Annotated in this window: 20 protein-coding genes, 2 tRNA genes and 2 pseudogenes; 10 read left to right on the forward strand and 14 right to left on the reverse strand. The window is 68.7% G+C overall.

Annotated features, from left to right (window positions below):
* The 3 genes from Mam01_RS08320 to Mam01_RS08330 form a co-directional block, all read right to left on the reverse strand.
* A partial coding sequence (locus tag Mam01_RS08320; RefSeq protein WP_204284814.1) for a hypothetical protein occupies positions 1 to 199 on the reverse strand: 199 nt, incomplete at its 3' end.
* Positions 200 to 216: 17 nt separating this feature from the next.
* Positions 217 to 1,113 carry a peptidase inhibitor family I36 protein gene (locus tag Mam01_RS08325; RefSeq protein WP_204284815.1) on the reverse strand — a complete coding sequence of 299 codons (897 nt, stop codon included), beginning with the start codon at positions 1,111 to 1,113 and terminating at the stop codon, positions 217 to 219.
* 41 nt (positions 1,114 to 1,154) lie between these two features.
* Positions 1,155 to 1,985, reverse strand: coding sequence for a peptidoglycan-binding domain-containing protein (locus tag Mam01_RS08330; RefSeq protein ID WP_204284816.1), 831 nt, complete (start codon positions 1,983 to 1,985; stop codon positions 1,155 to 1,157).
* Positions 1,986 to 2,629: 644 nt separating this feature from the next.
* Between Mam01_RS08330 and Mam01_RS08335 the strand changes: the two genes are divergently transcribed.
* Positions 2,630 to 3,088, forward strand: a complete 459-nt coding sequence (locus tag Mam01_RS08335) for a hypothetical protein (protein WP_204284817.1) — start codon at positions 2,630 to 2,632, stop codon at positions 3,086 to 3,088.
* Positions 3,089 to 4,390: 1,302 nt separating this feature from the next.
* On the opposite strand, the gene Mam01_RS08340 is transcribed toward Mam01_RS08335, so the two are convergent.
* Positions 4,391 to 4,463, reverse strand: a tRNA-Arg gene (locus tag Mam01_RS08340).
* A 335-nt stretch (positions 4,464 to 4,798) separates the two neighbouring features.
* Here Mam01_RS08340 and Mam01_RS37245 point away from each other — a divergent pair.
* Complete coding sequence (locus Mam01_RS37245) at positions 4,799 to 4,921, forward strand: hypothetical protein (RefSeq protein ID WP_263641824.1); 123 nt, start codon at positions 4,799 to 4,801, stop codon at positions 4,919 to 4,921.
* 64 nt (positions 4,922 to 4,985) lie between these two features.
* Here Mam01_RS37245 and Mam01_RS08345 read toward each other — a convergent pair whose 3' ends face one another.
* The gene (locus Mam01_RS08345) at positions 4,986 to 5,501 is read right to left on the reverse strand and encodes a DUF4142 domain-containing protein (RefSeq protein WP_204284818.1); all 516 of its coding nucleotides are present in this window, start codon (positions 5,499 to 5,501) and stop codon (positions 4,986 to 4,988) included.
* Positions 5,502 to 5,731: 230 nt separating this feature from the next.
* Here Mam01_RS08345 and Mam01_RS08350 point away from each other — a divergent pair, with 230 nt between their 5' ends.
* Both Mam01_RS08350 and Mam01_RS08355 read left to right on the forward strand, forming a co-directional pair.
* The gene (locus Mam01_RS08350) at positions 5,732 to 6,145 is read left to right on the forward strand and encodes a ribonuclease domain-containing protein (RefSeq protein ID WP_204284819.1); all 414 of its coding nucleotides are present in this window, start codon (positions 5,732 to 5,734) and stop codon (positions 6,143 to 6,145) included.
* A gap of 9 nt (positions 6,146 to 6,154) precedes the next feature.
* The gene (locus Mam01_RS08355; protein ID WP_204284820.1) at positions 6,155 to 6,535 is read left to right on the forward strand and encodes a barstar family protein; all 381 of its coding nucleotides are present in this window, start codon (positions 6,155 to 6,157) and stop codon (positions 6,533 to 6,535) included.
* Positions 6,536 to 6,566: 31 nt separating this feature from the next.
* Here Mam01_RS08355 and Mam01_RS08360 read toward each other — a convergent pair whose 3' ends face one another.
* Positions 6,567 to 6,920 (reverse strand): putative quinol monooxygenase, encoded by a 354-nt coding sequence (locus Mam01_RS08360; protein WP_204284821.1) that lies wholly within the window; start codon positions 6,918 to 6,920, stop codon positions 6,567 to 6,569.
* Positions 6,921 to 7,323: 403 nt separating this feature from the next.
* Here Mam01_RS08360 and Mam01_RS08365 point away from each other — a divergent pair, with 403 nt between their 5' ends.
* A complete protein-coding gene (locus tag Mam01_RS08365) occupies positions 7,324 to 7,785 on the forward strand; it encodes a MarR family winged helix-turn-helix transcriptional regulator (RefSeq protein WP_204284822.1) in 462 nt (153 codons plus the stop codon).
* 43 nt (positions 7,786 to 7,828) lie between these two features.
* Here Mam01_RS08365 and Mam01_RS08370 read toward each other — a convergent pair whose 3' ends face one another.
* Entirely contained in the window at positions 7,829 to 8,602 is a 774-nt protein-coding gene (locus Mam01_RS08370) for an SDR family NAD(P)-dependent oxidoreductase (RefSeq protein ID WP_239101136.1), read from the reverse strand.
* Positions 8,603 to 8,637: 35 nt separating this feature from the next.
* Here Mam01_RS08370 and Mam01_RS08375 point away from each other — a divergent pair, with 35 nt between their 5' ends.
* Positions 8,638 to 9,204: a hypothetical protein gene (locus Mam01_RS08375; protein WP_204284824.1), complete on the forward strand. Its 567-nt coding sequence runs from the start codon at positions 8,638 to 8,640 to the stop codon at positions 9,202 to 9,204.
* A 52-nt stretch (positions 9,205 to 9,256) separates the two neighbouring features.
* On the opposite strand, the gene Mam01_RS08380 is transcribed toward Mam01_RS08375, so the two are convergent.
* Both Mam01_RS08380 and Mam01_RS08385 read right to left on the reverse strand, forming a co-directional pair.
* Complete coding sequence (locus Mam01_RS08380) at positions 9,257 to 9,445, reverse strand: GNAT family N-acetyltransferase (protein WP_204284825.1); 189 nt, start codon at positions 9,443 to 9,445, stop codon at positions 9,257 to 9,259.
* Positions 9,446 to 9,499: 54 nt separating this feature from the next.
* The gene (locus Mam01_RS08385; protein ID WP_204284826.1) at positions 9,500 to 9,862 is read right to left on the reverse strand and encodes a nuclear transport factor 2 family protein; all 363 of its coding nucleotides are present in this window, start codon (positions 9,860 to 9,862) and stop codon (positions 9,500 to 9,502) included.
* 316 nt (positions 9,863 to 10,178) lie between these two features.
* On the opposite strand from Mam01_RS08385, the gene Mam01_RS08390 reads away from it, so the two are divergent.
* Entirely contained in the window at positions 10,179 to 10,547 is a 369-nt protein-coding gene (locus Mam01_RS08390) for a bleomycin resistance protein (protein ID WP_204284827.1), read from the forward strand.
* 868 nt (positions 10,548 to 11,415) lie between these two features.
* Positions 11,416 to 11,784, forward strand: a complete 369-nt coding sequence (locus Mam01_RS37610; protein WP_204284828.1) for a hypothetical protein — start codon at positions 11,416 to 11,418, stop codon at positions 11,782 to 11,784.
* Positions 11,785 to 12,078: 294 nt separating this feature from the next.
* Here the strand turns inward: Mam01_RS37610 and Mam01_RS08400 are convergent, their stop codons facing one another.
* Positions 12,079 to 12,405, reverse strand: coding sequence for a hypothetical protein (locus Mam01_RS08400; protein ID WP_204284829.1), 327 nt, complete (start codon positions 12,403 to 12,405; stop codon positions 12,079 to 12,081).
* A gap of 21 nt (positions 12,406 to 12,426) precedes the next feature.
* Here Mam01_RS08400 and Mam01_RS08405 point away from each other — a divergent pair, with 21 nt between their 5' ends.
* A complete protein-coding gene (locus tag Mam01_RS08405; protein WP_204284830.1) occupies positions 12,427 to 14,343 on the forward strand; it encodes a hypothetical protein in 1,917 nt (638 codons plus the stop codon).
* Between the two features lie 36 nt (positions 14,344 to 14,379).
* On the opposite strand, the gene Mam01_RS08410 is transcribed toward Mam01_RS08405, so the two are convergent.
* From Mam01_RS08410 to Mam01_RS36450, 3 genes and pseudogenes are all read right to left on the reverse strand, one after another.
* Entirely contained in the window at positions 14,380 to 14,922 is a 543-nt protein-coding gene (locus Mam01_RS08410) for a hypothetical protein (RefSeq protein ID WP_204284831.1), read from the reverse strand.
* Positions 14,923 to 15,152: 230 nt separating this feature from the next.
* Positions 15,153 to 15,435, reverse strand: a pseudogene (locus Mam01_RS08415) (YnfA family protein).
* A 27-nt stretch (positions 15,436 to 15,462) separates the two neighbouring features.
* A pseudogene (locus tag Mam01_RS36450) lies at positions 15,463 to 15,726 on the reverse strand (nuclear transport factor 2 family protein); the annotation flags it as partial.
* 319 nt (positions 15,727 to 16,045) lie between these two features.
* Between Mam01_RS36450 and Mam01_RS08420 the strand changes: the two are divergent.
* A complete protein-coding gene (locus Mam01_RS08420; RefSeq protein ID WP_204284832.1) occupies positions 16,046 to 16,507 on the forward strand; it encodes a tyrosine-type recombinase/integrase in 462 nt (153 codons plus the stop codon).
* On the opposite strand, the gene Mam01_RS08425 is transcribed toward Mam01_RS08420, so the two are convergent.
* Positions 16,472 to 16,561, reverse strand: a tRNA-Ser gene (locus tag Mam01_RS08425). The two genes, Mam01_RS08420 and Mam01_RS08425, sit on opposite strands and share 36 nt — an antisense overlap.
* Positions 16,562 to 16,691: the final 130 nt, after the last annotated feature.

Consider the following 16,691-nt stretch of genomic DNA (forward strand, 5'->3'; position numbering starts at 1 on the left):
CGGCCACCGATCCGGTGAAGTCGGACAGCGATCCCTTGGTGCCGCTGTTGAAGTAGTAACAGAACTCACCCGCCTCGCACACGCCGTTGCGAGTGGCCGCCGAAGCGGGCGAAGCGGTGGCGAGCACCGCCCCACCGAGCACGGTCGCGGCGGCCGCCGCGGCCAGAGGCGAGATCAGCCGTGCGGTTCGTGGAGACACAGTTGCCTTCCTCTGCGTCAGCGGACGTTGTAGCCCTGGGAGACCCAGAACGAGTTCGGGTTCGGGTTGCTCAGATTCGGGTCGCCGACGCTCTTGGCTGCGAGCTTCTGCCGTCCGGGGCGCATCTCGACGTGGGTGTGCGCGGCCTTCCTGGACGACACCCCGTGCCACGCCTCGTTCGCGATGATCTGGCCGCGCGCGATCTGCTGGCCCACACGCAGCGAGGACAGCGGAGCGGAGTGCAGGTAGATGATCGTCTTGTTCGACGAGGCGTTGTAGACAGCGATGGTGGAGAGCCCCTTGCCGCCGTTGCGCCCGTACACGACGTTGATGATCTGACCGTTGACCAGGGCGTGGACAGCCGAACCCACGCTGCGCTTGATGTCGATGCCCTCATGCCGGCCGGAGGTGTGGACGTAACCGTCGAAGCCGCAGCTGATGTAGCCGCCGCCCGTGGTGTACAGCGCGTACGACATGTTGACGCGCGTCGACGACGACGGGCCGAACTGGTGGGAGGCGTTCTGGTTCTTGAGGCCGGGCTTGAGGTTGCCCCTGGCGCCGGGTGCGAAGTCCTGGTAGACGCTGCCGCCGTAGTTGCTGTTGAAGTAGACCCGGACGGTCTTACCGCTGCGGTTCCAGACCGAGGCGGCGGCGTTCTTGACGCACTTGCCCTTACCGGCGCCGGGTCCCTTGAAGTCGAAGCAGGAGGGCTGCCGGGTGCCGTAGTCGGCCACCGATCCGGTGAAGTCGGACAGCGACCCCTTGGCGCCGCTGTTGAAGTAGTAACAGAACTCACCCGCCTCGCACACGCCGTTGCGAGTGGCAGCCGAGGCGGGCGAAGCGGTGGCGAGCACCGCCCCGCCGAGCACGGTCGCGGCGGCCGCCGTGGTGAGGATCTTGTTGAGCGTTCCCATGATGTTCTCCTTCGTGTCGGTGCAGCCTGGGTTTCGGGTGGTCAGCGGCGCTGGTACTCCTCCCAGGTGCGGATGGTCACCTTCGGGCCGTCGTCCGGGCCGCGGCCGGCGAGCCCGTTCAGGCCGAGGTAGTAGTCACCGATCTGGTGCTGGGCCTGGCTGGAGAGGTCGGTGTCGTTGATGGCGGCGGCGTGGATGTGCCACGGCCAGTCGGCCTGATCGGGGTTACGCACCCAGGCCGCGAAGCCGACACGTCGCAACGCACGGACGACGGCGACGCGGGTGGCGGAACGCATCCCCTCGACCGAGATGTCGACGACTCCGCCACCGTCGTGGGTGCCCGCGGACGTGGGGTCGCCGCCGCGGTTGTACGACCCCTGCAACAGCACGAGATCGCGGCCGAGCAGCCGCTCCGCCTCGACCAGCATGTTCCGCGTGCGGGTGTCGACCACGACGCCACCGACGGAGACCCGAGCACCCGGCCCGATGGTGTGGGTGACCGTGAAACGGCCGGCTCCGAGCCTGGCGAGCGACGCCTTGCCCGGAAGGCCGTCGGCGGCGAGACCGGTGAGGCCGAGCGACCTCTGGAACCTCGCGAAGGCGACGACCGTCGTGGTGCCGAAGTAACCGTCCACCCACTTCGCGTCGAGCAGGTGCCGGTCGCGCAGCGCCCGCTCGACGAGAAGCACGCCGGCCCTGGCGCCCGGGGTCGGCTTGTCGTCAGACCGCCGCGGGTCGATCTGGGCCGCCTTGACAGTGGCCTCCATGTTCACGCGTGGAAGGGCCCTGACGTCGGCTGCCCGCGCCGCCGGCATCCCGGACACTCCGGTCAGGCAGGCGAGCAGGGCGGCGGCGCATGACGGCGGCTTCATCGTTTCTCCTGGTGGCGAGCGCTGACAGGTGATTCCTGCTGGCGGATCCACGGTTTCGGATCGCTCGCGCCGTCCACAACGAGATCGTGTTGTCAGCCTGTTCGACGTGCTCCCCGTACAGGCGTACGCGCCGCCTGACAGGTGTTTCCATGGCGAGCGAGACGCGCGGGCGCCGCGAAGCGAGCACCGACGGTGGCCGTTTCGAGCGCTCTACTGCGCCGACCGGAACGGAACGTCAGTCGGGAAGGCATACTCAGATGCTCTGGCAATCCCCGAAAGCGTGGAGACATTTCGATGCGGCGATGGCCTCCTGAGCCCTCGCCTTGGCCGCTTTTCGAGCAGCTGTAATCCGTTGTTACGCGGCGATCAGGCACTGGATCGCCCGCGCACCCCAAGAGGTCCTCCAACACCTCGGGGCCCGGCGAGATCCACGGACCGGTGAATTCCGCCCCGGCCAGCCGCATGCCGAGGAGGCGCGCCTTGGGCCCGGCGAGCTGGTGCGAGGCCGCCTGGGCTCTCGCCGCGATATGGGGCACCGGCCTTTCGGCCAGGCCTTGCCATTGCCGGGAAGTACGGGGATAAGCCAAGATCGATGGGTGATCCGCTGTGGCATGCGCCCCGGTCCACCATCGGAGGGTAGACAAGTGATTAGGTCTGTTACGAAGGTCGTCGCCGTGACGGCCTTGGCCGTAGGCGTTCTCGCGGCCAATCCGGCATACACGGCGTACGCGGCCTCCGCCCCCTACACTCCCGAGGGCGTCTGCGGGGCGGGGTTCGCCCGGGTGAAGGACGGCTCCCGTCCCCTCAAGTCCGGACGTGACACCTTCGGCTACGTCTACCTCATGTACAACCGCAGGACCGGTTACAACTGCGTGGTCAGCATCAAGACCGCCTTCTACCGGACCGCCACCTACACCACCGCCACCCTGACGGTGAAGGGCAGCAAGCCGAAGACCGACGCGGGCAAATTCAAGTACTACGCCGGGCCGGTCAAGGTGAAGGCGCGCGGCAAGTGCGTCTCGTATTGGGGCAGCACCCGAGACACCCGGCCGGACTTCGCCGAGGCGACCGGTGGCCGCAAGACCTTTGGCAACTGCGGGTAGCGAAGCCCCAAGCGCCGAGGCCACCCGGTCACTGAACCCATCCGGCATTGAACCGCGCCGGGATTTCTGGAGCTTTGGTGTTCCCAGGTTAAGTGGACGTACATTGTTGGATTCTTGTGCCACTCGCTGAGAGAAAAGTGGCATAGGACGGCGTGGCTACCCGCCGGAGTTCCGCCGAAAGGTACTGAACCTGATCAAGATTGGACGTAAGGTCATCGGCCTGGCCGCGATCTGGACATCAGCACGTAGACGATCTACACGTGGCGGCGGCAGGATCGCATCGACCGGGCGCTGGATCCGGGGTTGACCAGCACGGAGAAGGCCGAGCTGCTCGCGGCCAAGCGGATGCCGGCATGGGCATCCTCACCGCCGCTCGCGCCCTCGGGCTCGACTTCATCCCCGGTGGCTCAGGAGCCCTACGACCTGGTACTCCGCGCCAACGAGATCTCCGAGGAACTACTGGCCCCACTGTGGTCACTCCTGGAGCCAGTCGCACCGAGCGCCCATCACTTTCCGAGACTGAGCCCTTCATTACGAGTTATTACACGATCGTCCAGGGCCGTCCACCGTCATCTCGTTGGACCTGGTCAGGCGGCGTTGATGAGGTCATTCCGTCCAGCATCGTCCAGACCTGTCCACGGCTGTTGTTAGCAGCCGCGTTAGCAAGAGCGCTCCGTTGGAGCGGGGGTCGACCTCTCATACCGAGAAGCGGATATCGGATGAAGGCTCCATTCACCCAGATCGGGCCTTGACCGCACCGTGATCCGGGGCGCCAGGTGCTGCACCTGCTCTATCTGTCACCTAGTTCGCCTCTCGGAGCACCGCGCCACCGTCCTTCTTTAGCCGGCGGCAGATGGATACCGACATGGACCGTGGCAAGAAGGTTTGTACGCCCCGGAGGCGTGGGCATGGCGTGTGATCGCTTAATGCTCCCAGGTGGCACGGTCGGAGGATCTTCGGACTGTCACTGTGCAGGCGACCCTTGCGGCAGCGTCTTGAGGGTCTTCGTGTTCCCAGACGCGCATCGCGAGCCAACCCGCCGCGGCGAGCAACCTGTCGTTTCCACGTCACGCTCGCGGATTCGCCTGACCTTCTCGGCCCAGTACGCCGCATTCGTTGTTCGTGACCAACGACGCAGGGCGGCGCCAGCGGGCAGCATAGATGCTGACAGCAGACCGCACACCGACGGTAGACGTTTGAGACGAGCTGTTAGCAAGGACGTTAGCAAGATCGCGAAGTGTTCCGACATACACAAAGACCCGCGACCAGGTTTTCCCTGGTCGCGGGTCTTCTGTGACTGTGCGCGGCCGAGAGGACTCGAACCCCTAACCTTCTGATCCGTAGTCAGATGCTCTATCCATTGAGCTACGGCCGCTTGGCTGCCTGTTCACTTGCTGTGCTCGGCAACGCGTGTAACTCTACCAGACCCCTCACCCCTGCTTGTGCCAATAATCCGCCCCGCACACGGTCAAGCCGCCCGTACGCGGGACCGTTCGCGCCCGGCGGGAGCCGCGACGAACGGCTGACCGGAACCGGCCGCATGGCTACCTTGGCGCGCCGCCGATGCGCACACTGGTCCTCGGGGGAACCCTTGTCACGCCGTCGCTCTCCGTCACCGTCACACCTTGGTACGCGGCGGAAAGCGCGTGTGACCGGGGGTATACGACAGGGCACGCAGGCGGACACCGGGCCGCCTCCGCGGGAGGGAACGTGAACGAGCCACCAGGCCCGCCCGGCAGGCGGTACCGCCTTCGCGGACTCGTCGCGGCCGTGATCGCGGGTCTGGTCTTCTGGGCACTGGTCATCTGGCTGGTCGTGACGCTGCTCCGGTGAGCACCATCCCCGCGACAGGACTGGCCGGCGGTGCCGGCCAGTCCGTCACGGCCGGCACCGGCCCTCATCCCCCACTCTGGATGCTCTCCATGAGGTCGAGGTGCTCCTTCACCACCGGTTTGGCGTCCCGGGCGAGCTGCCGCACCTTCTCGGAGGAACCGGTCGACGCCTCCTTGTCCAGCGCCACCAGGGTCGCGCGGTGATCCTCGGCCTGCGCCGGGACCCATGCCCGGTCGAACGCGGCGCCGCTCTTGGCGGCGAACTTCCGCAGTTCGGCCTGCTGCTTCTCCGACGGCCGGCCCGGCAGGTCCACCCCGTACTTTGCGGCGACCTTCGTGACCTGCTCGTCGAGGGTGGTGTGGTCCTTCACTAACCGGCTTCCGGCGTCCTTGACCGCCTGGCTCTCGGCCTGCCTCTCGGCGGTCTGCCCGCCCTCGATCTCCGTGAGGTTGTCCTGATGCGCGCTGACCAGGAACGCCTTGTCCTGGTCGCTGGCATCCGGCGGAGCGGCGTGTGCGGCGGTGACCGCTGACAGCGTCGCGACCACGGTCGTGACCGTGGCGATGAGCGATCTCAGCATCGGATCCCCCGATCCTCGCCCGGCGGCGAGCACCGGCTGATCGGTACTCGACCATCCGGGCATACTCGTTATCAGGTGTCATACCCACCCGCCCGTTCACAAGGAACCGAGCGTGTACGGCGACGCGGCCGGGAGTTCACCATACCTTTGGCGATCTTTACCTTGGTCGGACCCGATTTCGGGGTGATGCTGGCGATTGTCCATCCCCCTCGCCTCTGCAAGGAGGTCTCGTGCGGACTCCGCGACGCTTCCGGTCATCCTGGCCGGCCCGGTTCATCGCCCTGATCGCCGCCGTCGTGTCCCTGACCACGGTGACCGGCACCGTTCCCGCCCAGGCGGCGGTCTACGGTTCCTGCACCATCTCGCGCTGCGCCGACGCGCGCTCGGCCAACTCGATCTGGGCCGGGAAGGGATACCCGACCAGCGCCGGCTGGTACTCCTGGCCGGACGGCAGGTACAACTACACCGGCGGCCGTTTCTACAACAGAGAGGGTCAGCTGCCGAGCGGCGCCACCTACTACGAGTACGACGTGTACTCCCGGGCGCGCGGCGCCGCGCGGGACGCCTACCGGATCGTCGTCAACCGGAGCACCGGCGTGACCTGGTTCTCGCCGAACCACTACACCGACTTCTACCGGCTCTAGGAATCTCTCATGGCCTCCGCCCCGCGTCCGCTGCCCGCATGGCTCACGATCACCACCGGCCGGGCCCCGGCGGTCGTCGACGGGCGGGCCTGCCGCACCCGTGCCGCCTTCTTCGCGGAGGTGGCACGGGTGCTGCGCCTCCCCGGCTACTTCGGCCACAACTGGGACGCGCTGACCGACTCGCTCCGCGACATCGGGAACGTCCATCTGGTCGTCGAACACGCCGAGGACCTGCTCGCCGCCGAACCCGCCGAGCAGTTCGCCACCCTGCTGGCCGTACTGGCCGGAGCGGCCGGAGAGGCGGGCACAGCGGGGCTGACCCTGACGCTGTGCACCGATCCGGCCAACGAGGCGCCGCTCCGTCGCCGGCTGACCGACGCCCTGCCCTGATCGGCCGTACGGCGGTCACGAGCAGGTACGGCTAACCGGCCTGCGAGGGCTCCGGGCCGGAGGCGATGGTCCTGACCACACGCGCTCCGTTTGCCGCGTCGTCATAGCGAACTCCCCGCCGTACACTCACCAGCTCGTCGATCGCGGCGAAGAACTCGGCGATCTCCGGCCGGTTCGCCGCCTTCGCCTTGGACTCGTCCCACGCGGCGTCGTCGGTCCACTCCACGAAGTCGAGCCACGTGTCGTCGGCGACCCGTACGAGGCGGGCGTCGAGGAAGCCCCGGCGGTCCTCGCGGAAGGCTCGCAGCATGCCGGGCCGCGCGGCCAGCAGGGCGGCGGTCTTCTCCGGCTTCACAGTGAACGTGGTCAGCTCGATGACGGACATCTTCGCTCCTGACGAGGCCGGTACGGCGGGGGCACCGAGCCGGGACCTCCAGATAGTCAGTGATTATTACCATTGGCAGCGTAGGTCACGCCTCACAGACGTACAAGCTCCTTCCATCCGGCCATTGGTCATAGGGGAGAAAGACCAGTTGGTTCGATATTTCCCGGCGGCGACGACCGTCCGGAGCCGACCAGGCCGCGGCAGTCGACGACATCCCCGCGTGGGATCATTAGTCACTGGAAATTACTGATATCGGCGAGTCGGGCCGACCCCCGAGGACCTCGCCCGGAACGGCAGGCGTACGTACGGCCCAGAACCTCGCGGCCGGGCCGGTCACCCTACGATTGGCATTCGGTCAACGGCGGCGGCAGGCCGCTCCCGACAGCAGCCAGAGGAGGTGGCGGTGGTCACCCGAGCCGAACGGAACGCGACCAGCCCCGACCTCGGGGTGCTGGCCGGGCGACTGCTGTTCGCCATACAGAGGGAACTGTTCTCGACGCTCGCCGCACAGGGCTTCGACGACCTGCACCCACGCCACGGCGCCGTGCTCGCCTACATCGACGCGGCAGGGCTGCGGGCGACCGAACTGGCGCGGTTGTCCGGACAGCACAAGCAGGTGATCGGGACGCTGGTGGACGAACTCGTGGCCCTCGGGTACGTCGAGCGCCGCCCCGATCCGGCCGACCGCCGGGCGAAGCTGGTGTGCCCGACCGAGCGCGGCCTGGCCCAGATGCGTGCCGCCGACGGCATCATGGCCGCCCTGCAGGAGCGGCACGCCCATCGCCTCGGCCGTGACGTCTATTCCGCCTTCAAGGCCACACTCATCGACATCGTCGAGCACCAGCGCCGCCGCACCCTCTCCTGACCGAGGCGGAAAACGCGGCTTTGTCGTGACGACTGGGCCGATCTCACGCCTCTTCGGGGTCGCGTCCGAGCACCGACCGTCCGCCGTCGACGGGAACGGTCGCGCCGTTGACGAAGCTCGCGTCGCCGGACAGCAGGTAGGCGACGGCGGCGGCCACCTCCTCCGGGCGGCCGACCCTGCCGAGCGGGTGCAGCAGTCCCATCTCGTTCTCGATCCGCGCGGCCACCGCGGGCTCCTGGCGGCGCAGGAACGCCTCGTACCGTTCGGTGCTGATCGAGCCGAGAGCGACGGCGTTGACCCGGATGCCGCGCGGGCCGTAGTCGACGGCGAGCGCCCGGGTGAGCCCCTCGGTCGCGGCCTTGGCCGTCGCGTACGTCAGGGAGCCACGCACCGGCCGCTGCGCCTGATGGGACGAGACGTTGACGATCGCCCCGGCCGTACCGGCGTCGAGAAAGCGGCGGATCGCCGTCACGCAGCCGGCGACCACGGGGTCGAAGTTGGCCCCGATGAGAGCCAGGAGTTCGCTCGCCGACGGGGAGTCGAGCGAGGCCGCGCGGAACACGGCGGCGTTGTTGACCCAGCCGGCGAGCGGGCCCGCCGCCTGCGCCAGGTCGGCGGCCCGTTCGGTGACGGTCTCGTCGGCGGCGTCGCCCGCCACCGCGATCAGCCGGGAACCGGCGGGGTGAGTACGGATCCACTCGAGCGCCACCGGGTCGAGTTCGATCACGGCCACGGTGTTCTCATCGCCGAGGAGTCGCTCGACGATCGCCCGGCCGATGCCCCGCCCACCCCCGGTGACAACGTACGAAGAACCCACAGCCGCCCCCTCCATCAGCCTGTGATCATTCGACCATGGCACATGAAGATCTCGTCGCGCACTACCAGCGTCTGCTTGACGTCGCCCAGTTCCTTGACGTCGGGTTGTCCTGGACGGTCGTCCAGTCGCTCATCGAGCCGATCGGCATCGACGACGTGGCCGCGCTGGTCGCCGGGCCCGGCTTCGGCATCGAGGAATCCGAGGTGGAGGGCGACGGGGTGTTCATCGACGACTCAGGCCCGTCGATCATGCTCCTTGACCTTGAGGGTGGGCTCTTCTCCCACTACGAACCCTCGCGATTGGAGCGGCTGAGCGCAGGCGCTCGGGTGTGGCACCTGGAATGGACCGTCAACGGGAACGGCGCTCTCTCCTACGCGGCCGACGGGCGTCTGCGTCTCGTCATGCCCGATCTGCGCCCTGACGACGTGTACGGGCCGGATCCCCACGCGCTGGATCACCTGCTGCGTCGGCTGCCGGAGCCGTCTGCCCGGTTGTCGCACGCACGGGCGATGTCACTGGTCGAGCTGGACAGCGGCGCCTACCTGGACCTGGACTGGCTGAACAGCCCGCAATCCAGGGTGGTCTTCCCGGGAGCGGAGTAGGGCTCGTCGCTCCCGCTCCACGTCATCCCGGGTGCCGGTGTCCACGGGTCCTTTACGAGGTCAGCCGCTTGAGCATGTACACGTCCTCGTGATCGCCGGGGATGCCGGGCATCCGGCCGGCTTCGACGTAGCCGTGGCGCTGGCAGAAGCCAGGAGCCTGGAAGGTGAACGACGAGACCATGACTCGGTCACACCCTCGTCGTACGGCTTCCGTCAGGTCCGGGCCAGTGTCCGCTGTCACGCTGCCGGAGTATGTCAGCGGCGTCCGGTCCAGGGCGAACGGATTTCGCAGCCATCAGACCGCGTAGATGGGGGCGAGATCGACGAATATGCGGTAGTCCGAGATCAGGCCGTCGTCGCGGCTGCGCCAGATCGACACGGCTACGGCGCTCGCGTCCTTGCCGTCCAGCCTCCGGTAGGTCACCTCGGTCTCGGCGATGATGTCGGCATCCACCTGCCAGTTCCGTACGACCCGGTGCCGCAGGCCGCCGATGGTGGAGTAGAACTCCCGGAGCCCGGCGACGATGGCCTCACGCCCCTCCAGCGGCTCGGCGTTGCCGAACACCAGCGTGGCGTCCTCGGCCAGCAGTCGCCCGAACTCGTCAGGATCGAACGAATCGACTGATCGGAAAACGCGTTGCACCGCATCGTCGGACATTCCGGTCCCTTCTCGCGCAGACAGGATCACTGATCCGGACGATACGGCGCCAAGGATGGCCGACAACTAGCGCAATGGTGTGGATCTTGTCGCCGCGCCCGGGTCGGCGGGGGAGCTGTCAGGTCGCCAGGCCGCGGCGGTAGGCCGCTGCAGCAAGAGAGGGCCCGTGACCTGCACGGACGCGCACACCTCCGCCTCTCCAGTTCGGCGCATCCCGGAGCCGGAGGCGCCAAGAAATACCTGAGCCACCCGTGAAACTGTCAGAGCCACCGCATAGCCTCACATCGCTCCCATGCCGACAGCCGTAGGAGAGGCCATGGACAGCAAGGTTGTCTTCGAGGCCGTGGCGCCCGTGATCCCCGTCCGTGATCTGGCCGCCGCGCTTGAGCGTTACCACCACCTGGGGTTTTCGGTGCGGCAGTCCGAAGATGACCCTGGATATGGGTTCGTCGCTCGGGGGTCGGTTTCGCTCCATCTCACCGAGTGGAACGAGCACGATCCTGCCCGCACTGCCGCGACCGTGTACATCTATGTTTCAGACGCCGATGCCCTGTACGCCGAATGGGTCGCAGCGGACGTCACCGGCCGCCTCGGCGAGCCTCACGACACTCCCTACGGACTCCGGGAGTTCGGCTACGTCGACCCTGACGGAACACTGCATCGCGTCGGCTCGCCCATGCCGTGATCTGATCACGTAGTCGGCCCTCCCGATTTGCCGGACGACCACCCCGATGGTGCCGCGCGCACGAACGCCGCTGGCGACCAACGACTCCATCGCCAGTCCAGGTGAAGGACTCCAGCGAGCGCATCGGAGCCGCCCTGCGGGGCGAGGACTGAGGGTGACTGCAACTAGAACTGAGGAGTTGGTCTGCTGGGCTCTGCCTGGGTCGATGGCAGGAGGAAAGCGCGGCTCCTACCTCAACCACCTGCGGCTCGCGCTCTTAGCTCCACGCCATGCCGGAGCCGGAGCGCCCCCGCGTGCGCCACGAGGCGCTGTTTGTCCGAACGGAGGTGAGAGACCGTCCGTCTCCTCGTCGTCGTAGCGGCGGGGTGAAGCTGCAGGCAGCCTGAACCGGGGGTCGCCGGGGAGGGTGGGAGCAGCCTCGACAAAGCCGTGTCGGCTGAGCACTGCCGGATGGGTCGGGCGCGGCAAGCGAGACGGGAAGGTATACGCGAGGAACCGGTGTCGGTACGCCTCTTGACGCTCCACCAGCTCTAACCCGGTGGATGTGGGCTGGTTTGCGGTGCGCACCCCGCCGGGCGAGTTGAGGTGGGGGAACTCTTGGTCGGGTCTGCGGGGGTCCGGCCGGAGGCCACGGGTGAAGAGCTACGGGAGTAGCCGGTGGCGATGCCGCAGGGGCAGAGCCGGGTGCCTAACCTGTTGATCGGACGACAGCGAACGTGGGAACCGTCTGCGTGCGTTCCCCGGCTGCCCTTCTCCCGGAAGGGTTGGGGTGGGGATAGGCGCGACGTCGGCCGAAGGCGCAGACGGGACGGAGCCGCCGTAGTACTCCGAGCGCGGGAGAGCCGCGTACATGGGGAAGGGCGGCAGCGTGGGTGATGCCCCACAGCAGGTCATCGCCCAGGCTGTAGCAGCCGTGGAAGTAGCGGATGCCGTGGGTGCGCCGGTAGGCGGCCGGCAGCCGGTCGGGCCTGCACCGCTTGGCCCAGGTGGTGCCGTGGCAGGGCCGGATCGACAACGGTCCGAACTGGTCGAAGGCGAAACACCGGTTCGGGAAGCGGACGCGGACCAGGCGATCGCGGCGGCGATGACGGTGACGACGGCGCCCTGGCCCGACGCGACGGAGATCGACACCGAAGCGCCCCCGGAACAGACGCTGGAGCTGGCGATGACGACGATCCACGCCCGCCGGGCCGGCCTGCCACGGCGGTTCCGGCGTCCCGGGATGGAACCGGGCTGACCACGACCGCGCCGGCTGCCGGAGATTCGGGGATGCCGGCCTCGTCACGTGGCGAGTGGCGAGCATCTTCACACGGGGGAGGTGCTGGTGGATCTTGACAGCACCTGTCAGGCGGCTCACGATGCGCTGGAACCGCTCTTCCCCCCCGTCGCCCCGCATCGCGGGTGTGCCTCCCGAAGGGAGATCCATGCGCTCTTCCTGCACGTCGCCGGGTGAGACCTCGGTGACGTACAGCTCGGCCGCATGAGCGGGCCGAAACAGCAGCCGCCGCCGTGCGATCCGGTGGACGCCGGCTCAGAGGTTGACGATCACGAGGTCTCCGATCTCGGAGATGTGCGCGTCGCACTGCGCGGCCGACACGCCGCTGCCGTAGATGATCGATCCTCTGACGTAGTAGGGCGGCCTGCCGCTGAAGCGGTCGCAGGTGAGCTGGAGATACCATCCCGATCCGGTGCTGTTCCAGCAGTCGGCGGCCACGCGTCCGATGGACAGGTTGTAGCTGAACCGGCAGTTGGCCGGGTTGACGGCGGCCTGGGCGGGCTGGGCGGTCACAGCGAGGACGCTCATCGCACCGATGGCGACGGCGGCGGCTCCGGCGCGTGCGCGGATGACACTGAACATGATCACCTCTCCGTTCTCGACGTGATCCGAACGTATTGGCGCTCGTCGCAGGCGAAGTCTCAACAGGGTCTCAACCTCCGCCCCTCCGCCCAGGGCGGCTCGCACGCGGTGCCGGTCGCCTTCGAGGAGGCCGCCCGTGGTGTCGTCACGGCTTTGGGCGAGGTGGGCGCCGAGCACGCGTCGGCGATCGTCAACGTCGTCGGCCCGCTCGGGGTCGGCAAGAGCCGTCTGCTCGCGACGCTGTCATCCGGATTCGTGGACCTTTCCCGTACGCCGGACGAGGTCCACCTGAGCGGCGGCGCACCGCTCGCCGTCGACGGAGTCGACACCGACCGCCGTGCGGACGCGGTGTCGCGTTTCCTGGACCGAGCCGGTCACGGCCGGTTTCTTATCGCCAGCCGGCTGCCCCTGGCCGCGCGGCCCAGATGGGCGCACAGGCCGATCGTCACGGTCGAGCTCCGGCCCTGGTCGCCCGCGGGCATCCGCGGGCTGGCCCGCGCGCTCGGGGTGCCGGACCCGGCGCACGGCGACCTGGTCGTACGGCTCAGCGGTGGGATCCCGCTCATCGCGGATTCGCTGTGCCGGGCGATCCTGAGAGGCGGCGAACCGGGCCCGGAGGGTGCGCTGGCCGATGCGGCGGCCACCGAGGTGCTGCGTCGCCTGAGCGCGGAGTCCCGGGGGATTCCTCCCGGGGCGCTGCCGATCGTGGCCGCCGTCGACGGTGCGGACGAGGATCTCCTCACCGCCCTGGTGCGGCTGCCATCCCGGGCCTTCTCGCGGCTGAGACGGCTGAGCGTGATCCGCCCGGACCGTCACGGGCTGACCGTCGCCGAGCCGTACCGGACGCTCTTCGACCTCGCCTACCGCTGGCGTCACCCGGTCCTCCGCGACGAGATGGCCGCGCGCGCCGCCGAGCATCGTCACCGTCAGCTGGCTCACGCAGCCGACCCGCCGCTGCGGGCCCGGATCGCGGACCAGGTCCTCTATCTGTCCGGAAGGCGGCGTGCGCGCCGCGACCTGTACGCCGACGAGCGCGGCGAGTTCTCGGTGCGGCGCGCCGCAGACGGCGACGACGAGGCGATCGGCCGGCTGCTCCGGTTGTGGGGCGAGGCCGAGGGCCTGGCGGAACGCCAGGTGGACCGGATGCGCGATCTGTGGCTGTCTGGCGCCGACCATGGTTTCCACCTCGCGGTGGACAGCGACGACCACGCGGTGGGAATGACCAACCTCACGCCGCTGGATCCCGACGCCGCACCGGCACTGGAGCCGTTGCTCCAGCAGTACGCGGACACGGTGCTGAACCTCGGGCGGTGCGGATCGGTCGTCGGCATGCTGGCGGTCGAGCCGCGGTTCGCCCGGGCACAGCCCGCACTCGTCCGTCACATTCTCACCACGGGGATGGCCGGCGGCGGGCTCGTGGTGTCCACGCCGTGGATCCCCTACCAGGAGATGGCGGCGCGCTTCGGCCTGCGCCGCATCGGCGACACGCGGCACGACGTCTACCGGTGCGGCCGGCCGAGCGCCCTCTACGCCCGCACGTTCACCGAACAGAACATGTCCGCGTGGCTGCGGCGGATGCGGGACCCTCGTTCTGAAGGCCCCGGCCAGACGGCCGAGCTCGTCCGCACCGCGTTGCGGGGGATCCGCACGCAGGCCCGGACCTCCGCCGCGGGCCCGCGGCCGGAGCCCGCGCTCGCCGACCTCATGCGGCAGGCCGTGGAGGCCCTGGCGTCGTCGGCGTCCGCCGTGGACGCCGAAGCCGGGGAGATCCTGCGCCTGTACTACCTCACCCGTGCCGGAGGCCACGACCTCCTCGCGCATCGCCTCCACCTGTCCAGGGCCACGTACTTCCGCCGTCTGGAATACGGCATCGGCAAGGTCGCGGAAGCGGTGAGCCGGGCTCTCACTGCGCCAGAGCCCCTGCCAGAGCATCGGTGACCTGGCCGTATGGGCGGTAAGTCCGGCTGTACCAGTTCAGGCCGCACCCGGCCCGGTCGATCGGCTGAAGTCGCGGCGTGCCGCCGGGGACAGCAGGAAGGCCGTGACGGCCATGGGGATCGCCAGGAGAAGCCCCGTCTGGAGGACGGACGACTTCCACTCGGGAACGAAGGGATAGCCCGCCCAGTCCGGGCTGCGGAGCGGAATGGACAGTTCGGCCAGCAGCCGCGAGAAGGCGGCGGCGCACGCGCAGACGCACACGACGACCGCGGCCCATCGGGCGGTGGCCCGCCGGCGGAGAACGCCCACCGCGAGCGTTACCAGGCTGATGATGAGAAGTGCGATCGGCGGGAGCAAGGCCAGGACGAGGATCGCGTCCAGCTCCCGGGCCTCGCGGAGGGCCACGTCCCAGAGGACCGCTGACAACACCGCACCCCCGATCAGGAATCCCGCCGCCGACGTGGTCGCCCGGGACGCCCGGTGCTGAGCATGCACGGAGGGTGGAGTGCCCTGCCGGAGCAGTCCTCGCGCGGCGACGCCGACCAGGATGCCGGCGGCGGCGCCGAAGGGAGCGCCCACGGTCGCCAGCCCACCGACCTCGAGGTCGAAGATCGCCGACGTCTCGGGCCCGATTATGCTTCCGGCGACCGCTCCTGCGATCGCGGCTACTCCTGTGTTCCGCAGGCGCAGCGTTGATTCCGCCGTCTTCGATACATCCGTCGTCTCCACATTTCGAGAGTGGGGGACGGGAGATCTTCGGGCCATCCGTTCTTGTACTCAAGTGGCCGAGGGCTCTGCGCCAAGTACACCTAGCCGCGCGGTGCGTACGTGATGACGAGGACACCCAGCAGGCAGACGGCCGCCCCGATCAGGTCCCATCGGTCGGGGCGGAAGCCGTCCACCACGATGCCCCATGCCAGCGAGCCCGCGACGAAAACGCCCCGTAGGCGGCGAGGAGCCCAGGGCGACGAATCCGGCCCCGACCCACAGCAGCCCGCGGTGTTCTCTCACTCCTTGCCACACCAGCCAGGCCCCGCCGATCTCCGCGAGCGCGGCGACGGCGAACAGCAGGAGAGAACGCGCGACGGTCACGGCTGGGACTGTAGAGGACGCCGCCAGGGTGAAACGGGCGGCGGCCCGGTCGCCGGCCACGAGCACCTCGCGCACCTCGACCCGGACGGCGAGCACGTTCTTGCGCGCGGGGCGCGCGTGCGCGATGAGCCGCTCGCGGTCGAGCGGGATGCCGTCGTTGTGATGCTCGATGTCCGGCGTGTAGTAGCGGTCCAGGATCCGCCCCGGGTCCTCCTCGCCGAAGGACAGCTCCCCGGGAAGCCGGGTCAGCATGGCGTGGAACAGTTCCTGGCGGTCGGTCGTAGTCGTCATGTCGCTCCCGTGCGGATCGAGGGCCCGGGCACGGGTCAGCGCTCGCACCCGTGTCCCGGAGAAAGGCAGATCCCCGATGATCGCCGTTCCGGCGCCTGCCGGGCATCGTCCTCCCGGCGTCTCTTCCCGCTGCCGTCCCCGGCGGCGTAGGCGCCGGCGCGGATACACCCCGGGAAGTAGCCGGTGGGCCTGACGCGTTCCGCGCTCACGGCACGGCGGCCGCCCGGATCGCCCGTGCGGCGACCTTCGGGGCGGCGCCGAGCACGTCGCGGTCACACCAGGCGAGGAAGCAGCGCTCGCACGGGCCTTCTTCCATACCTTGACGCCCACCGTCTGCCCCCGCTGCGACACAGCTGGCGAGCTCTGGGAGGATCACGACCTGCTCTTCCCGAGGCGGGGCCGGCCGATGGAGCGCAGCGAGGACTACAAGATGTGGAAGGCGCTCCTGCGCCAGGCCGGGGTCAGGGAAGCCCGCCTCCATGACGCCCGCCATACCGCCGGGACGCTCCTTGTCGAGCAAGGCGTCCACATCCGCGTCGTACAGGAGATCCTCGGCCACGCGCGGGTGACGACCACCGAGCGTTACACCCACATCGCCAGTCCCCAGGTGAAGGACGCCAGCGAGCGCATGGGGGCGGCCCTGTGGGCGAGGACTGAGAGTAACTGCAACCGGAACTGCAACTTGAGGCCCTGTGGAGATCAAAAAGCCCCTCTCGTCGGTGAGGACGAGAGGGGCTCTGAACTGCGGAGGCTCGGGGATTTGAACCCCGGATGGGCTTAAGACCCAAACCGCATTAGCAGTGCGGCGCCATAGACCTGACTAGGCGAAGCCTCCTGGTAGCGCGTGCTCAGCACAGCGTACCGGCGATCGCGCAACGCGGCAAAGCGGATTGCCGGGTGAGGTGTGGTGTTGTCTCGACCACCCGCTGCAGGGCCGCAACACGGCACCGGATCGGACCGCTTCA

This window comes from Microbispora amethystogenes (assembly GCF_016863015.1).
Lineage (GTDB): Bacteria > Actinomycetota > Actinomycetes > Streptosporangiales > Streptosporangiaceae > Microbispora > Microbispora amethystogenes.